The following is a 3,833-nucleotide window of genomic DNA, read 5'->3' as shown; positions in this document are numbered from 1 at the left end:
ATCCCGCTTAGCTCCACCAATTTGCCAGGGTTCGTGAAAACGGATCTCTACGAAGGTTACAAGTCCCCTTCGTCTAGTGGCCTAGGACACCGCCCTTTCACGGCGGTAACAGGGGTTCGAGTCCCCTAGGGGACGCCATTTTACCCGCTCTGCGGGATTTCAAGGCTCATTCGCTTATTGAATGAGCCTTTTGTTTTTTCCCCTCCGAAATGTTTTCTTCTGCAGCCTTGGCCTGCAGGAGAAAAAGCTTGTCAATAAATATTATGAGCATAATATTATCTCCATAATATTTGGAGGCCCGCCATGCTCGATAAAAAAGCCCAGACCCGCCAGCGCATTCTCGATGCGGCACGTAGCGCCGTTATCCAGCACGGTCCCGCCGACCCCAGCGTGCAGCAGGTAATGGGCGCCGCCGGGTTGACCGTAGGCGGCTTCTACGCGCATTTCCAGAACAAGGACGCACTGATGCTGGAAGCCTTCTCCCAGCTGCTGGGGGAGCGCCGCGCCTTGCTGACACAGGTTGACCCTGGGCTTGATGGCGAAGCGCGGCGTGCGCTGGTGGCGGCGTTCTATCTGTCGCGCAAGCACCGTGACGCCACCGAGCATGCCTGCCCGTTGCCGACCTCCCTGAGCGAGATTGCGCACTTGCCGCAGGCGTTTCGCAGCGTGCTGGCCGAGCATATCGAATTGATGATGGCGCAGTTGGCCGATAGCCCCGAGGACGCCGACAAGGTGCTGGCCGATCTGGCCCTGATGGTTGGCGGCTTGGCGCTGGCGCGGGCGCTGGGTGGTGATGAGTTGTCTGACCGTGTGTTGCGTGCCGCCAAGTCGGCGGTGATCTGATCTGGAGCGATGCGATGAATAGCCTGAGCTGGATTCGTGGAATCAACGCGACCGTTGGGCGCCTGGCGCCGAACCGGGTGGCAGGGCGGATGCGCCACGCCTTCATGACCCCGCGCAGCCTGCCGCCGCGGGCATGGGAGCTGCCGGTATTGGCCAGCGCCGAGCGCATGAACTTGCGGTTCGGGCTCAGTGCGCTGCGTTGGGGGCGCGGGCCGACGGTGTTGCTGATGCATGGCTGGGAAGGGCGTCCCACCCAGTTTGCGCATTTGATCGAGGCGCTGGTGGGCGCAGGCTATTGCGTGGTGGCGCTGGAGGGGCCCGCGCATGGTCGCTCTCGTGGGCAGCAGGCCAATGTGGTGTCGTTCGCCCATGCATTGCTGGAGGCTGCGGGTGAGCTGGGGCCTTTGCACGCCGTGATCGGCCACTCCATGGGCGGCGCCAGCGCCTTGCTCGCGCTGCAATGGGGGTTGCGTGCCGAGGTGGCGGTAAGCATTGCTGCGCCGGCCCGCCTGCTTGGCGTGCTGCGCGGTTTCGCCCGGCACCTGGGCTTGCCGCCGCGGGCGCGGGCCGCGTTCATTCGACAGGTCGAGCGTGAGGTCGCGTGCCGGTGGCGCGCCTGGACGTGAGCGCCTATCAACTGGAGCTGCCGGGGTTCATCGTGCATGCCGATGACGATCCGCTGGTGGCGGCCAGCGAGGCGCGGATCATTCATCAGGCGTGGTTCGACAGCCAGTTGCTGGTACTGCCCGCAGGCGGGCATCAGCGTGTGCTGGCCGACCCGCAGGTGCTGCAGGGCGTGCTTGCACTGCTGCAGCGCAGTGCGCAGCCAGCGCGGCAAACGGCCTGAGCATCCGTTACACTCTGGCGCTCAACTCTGCACCGGGAGTGCGCATGAACTGGGATCGGGCAATGCCATTTACCCTCGACCTGCAGGTCGGGGCCGAGGATATCGACGGCCTTGGCCACGCCAACAATGCGGTCTATGTCACCTGGCTGGAGCGTTGCGCCTGGCGCCATTCCCAGCGCCTGGGCCTGGACCTGGCCGAGTACCGACGGCTGGACCGCGCGATGGCCGTGGTACGCCACGAGATCGACTACCTGGCCAGCGCTTACGAAGACGATGCGTTGCAGTTGGCCACCTGGATCGTCGACTGGGACCAGCGCCTGAAGATGACCCGGTACTTCCAGCTGATCCGTCCAAGCGACGGCATTACCCTGTTGCGCGCGCAAACGACGTTCGTGTGTATCGAATTGTCCACGGGCAAGCCCCGCCGCATGCCTGCCGAATTCATCGAAGGCTATGGCGCCGCGATGGCCGGAGCACGATGACGCGCGGTTTTTGCTAGACTGCCGGCCTTTTTCGCGCGAGACCCACGCCATGCAAATTGCCCTGGCCCCCATGGAGGGGCTGGTCGACAACATCCTTCGCGACGTACTGACCCAGGTGGGCGGCATCGACTGGTGTGTCACCGAGTTCATTCGCGTGTGTGATCGGCTGCTGCCGGCGCATGTGTACGAAAAGCTCGCCCCGGAGTTGAACCGCGGCGCGCAGACGGCGGCCGGGGTGCCATTGCGGGTGCAACTGCTGGGCTCCGACCCGGTGTGCCTGGCCGAGAACGCCGTGCTGGCGTGCGAGCTGGGCGCGCCGGTCATCGACCTCAATTTCGGCTGCCCGGCCAAGACTGTGAACAAGTCCCGCGGCGGTGCGGTGCTGCTCAAGGAGCCCGAACTGCTCCACGCCATCCTGCGCGAAGTGCGCCGGGCGGTGCCTGCGCATATCCCGGTGACGGCCAAGATGCGCCTGGGCTTCGACAGCCCCGATGGTGCGCTGGACTGCGCGCGGGCGCTGGCCGAAGGTGGCGCCGACCAATTGGTGGTGCATGCACGCACCAAGGTCGACGGCTACAAGCCGCCCGCGCACTGGGAGTACGTGGCGCGCGTGCAGGAAGTGGTCAAGGTGCCGGTGTTCGCCAATGGCGAGGTGTGGACCGTCGACGATTGGCGGCGTTGCCGCGAGGTCAGCGGGGTCGAGGACATCATGCTTGGTCGCGGGCTGGTGTCGCGCCCGGACCTGGCCCGGCAGATCGCTGCCGAGCGTCAGGGTGTCGCGTTCGTGCCGCTGGACTGGCAGGCGTGCAGCCCTTGCTGCAGGACTTCTGGGTGCAGGCGCGGGCGCAGATGACCGAGCGTCAGGCGCCGGGGCGGCTGAAGCAATGGGTCGCCATGCTGACCCGTACCTACCCCGAGGCCACGGCGCTGTTCACCGAGCTGCGCCGCGAGACCGACTGCGATCGCGTGGCGCAGTTGCTGGGTGTGCCGGTTCGTGAGGCAGCCTGAAGATTTTTTGTGGGGGGTGCTTGAAAAGTTGTGGCGGGTCCTTATCTAGGGAGTACGCGATGCCGAAGTCGGGTCGCGTGACAACTGACTCGCTGATCTTTCAGGAGATGTACCATGACTACCGCATTTTCTCTGGCTCCACTGTTCCGTCATTCCGTTGGCTTCGACCGTTTCAACGACCTGTTCGAATCCGCGGCGCGTAATGAGTCGGGTAGCACCTACCCACCCTACAACGTGGAAAAGCATGGCGAAGACCATTATCGAATCGTCGTGGCTGCGGCCGGCTTCCAGGAGCAGGATCTGGACCTGCAAGTGGAAAAAGGCGTCTTGACCGTGACCGGCGGCAAGCGTGACAGCAGCGGCGAAAGCGTTACCTACCTGCACCAGGGCATTGCCCAGCGGGCCTTCAAGTTGTCGTTCCGCCTGGCTGACCACATCGAAGTGAAGTCGGCGGGCCTGGCCAACGGCCTGCTCAGTGTCGATCTGCTGCGGGTCGTGCCTGAGGAAGCCAAGGCCAAGCGCATCCCGATCAACGGTGACAAGCCTGCGCTGAACTGAGTGCAAACTGAGTGAAAAAGGGCACCTTCGGGTGCCCTTTTCTGTGCTCGTCTTTCAGGCCCTTTCGCTGGCAAGCCAGCTCCCACAGGTACACC

3 protein-coding genes, 1 tRNA gene and 2 pseudogenes are annotated in these 3,833 nt (G+C 64.2%); all 6 read left to right on the top strand.

Annotation, left to right across the window (positions count from 1 at the left end; translation table 11 throughout):
• Positions 1–62 precede the first annotated feature (62 nt).
• The 6 genes and pseudogenes from G3436_RS25695 to G3436_RS25670 all read left to right on the top strand — a co-directional run bounded on the left by G3436_RS25695 (position 63) and on the right by G3436_RS25670 (position 3,738).
• A tRNA-Glu gene (locus G3436_RS25695) sits at positions 63–138 on the top strand.
• A gap of 165 nt (positions 139–303) precedes the next feature.
• On the top strand, positions 304–843 hold the full coding sequence (locus tag G3436_RS25690; protein WP_163951020.1) for a TetR/AcrR family transcriptional regulator: 540 nt from the start codon (positions 304–306) through the stop codon (positions 841–843).
• A 14-nt stretch (positions 844–857) separates the two neighbouring features.
• A pseudogene (locus tag G3436_RS25685) lies at positions 858–1,690 on the top strand (alpha/beta hydrolase).
• 44 nt (positions 1,691–1,734) lie between these two features.
• Positions 1,735–2,172: an acyl-CoA thioesterase gene (locus G3436_RS25680; RefSeq protein WP_163951017.1), complete on the top strand. Its 438-nt coding sequence runs from the start codon at positions 1,735–1,737 to the stop codon at positions 2,170–2,172.
• A gap of 49 nt (positions 2,173–2,221) precedes the next feature.
• Positions 2,222–3,180, top strand: a pseudogene (locus tag G3436_RS25675) (tRNA dihydrouridine synthase).
• A 114-nt stretch (positions 3,181–3,294) separates the two neighbouring features.
• Positions 3,295–3,738, top strand: coding sequence for an Hsp20 family protein (locus G3436_RS25670; RefSeq protein ID WP_163951014.1), 444 nt, complete (start codon positions 3,295–3,297; stop codon positions 3,736–3,738).
• Positions 3,739–3,833: the final 95 nt, after the last annotated feature.

The sequence above is a fragment of the Pseudomonas brassicae genome (assembly GCF_010671725.1).
GTDB lineage: Bacteria > Pseudomonadota > Gammaproteobacteria > Pseudomonadales > Pseudomonadaceae > Aquipseudomonas > Aquipseudomonas brassicae.
Note: the sequence above shows the minus strand (reverse complement) of the source record. Positions and strands in the feature narration are given on the sequence as shown.

Bases quoted from the DNA above. Each gene is read 5' to 3' on its own strand.
- G3436_RS25690 (WP_163951020.1), top strand. From the start codon at position 304: ATGCTCGATAAAAAAGCCCAGACCCGCCAGCGCATTCTCGATGCGGCA.
- G3436_RS25670 (WP_163951014.1), top strand. From the start codon at position 3,295: ATGACTACCGCATTTTCTCTGGCTCCACTGTTCCGTCATTCCGTTGGC.
- G3436_RS25680 (WP_163951017.1), top strand. From the start codon at position 1,735: ATGAACTGGGATCGGGCAATGCCATTTACCCTCGACCTGCAGGTCGGG.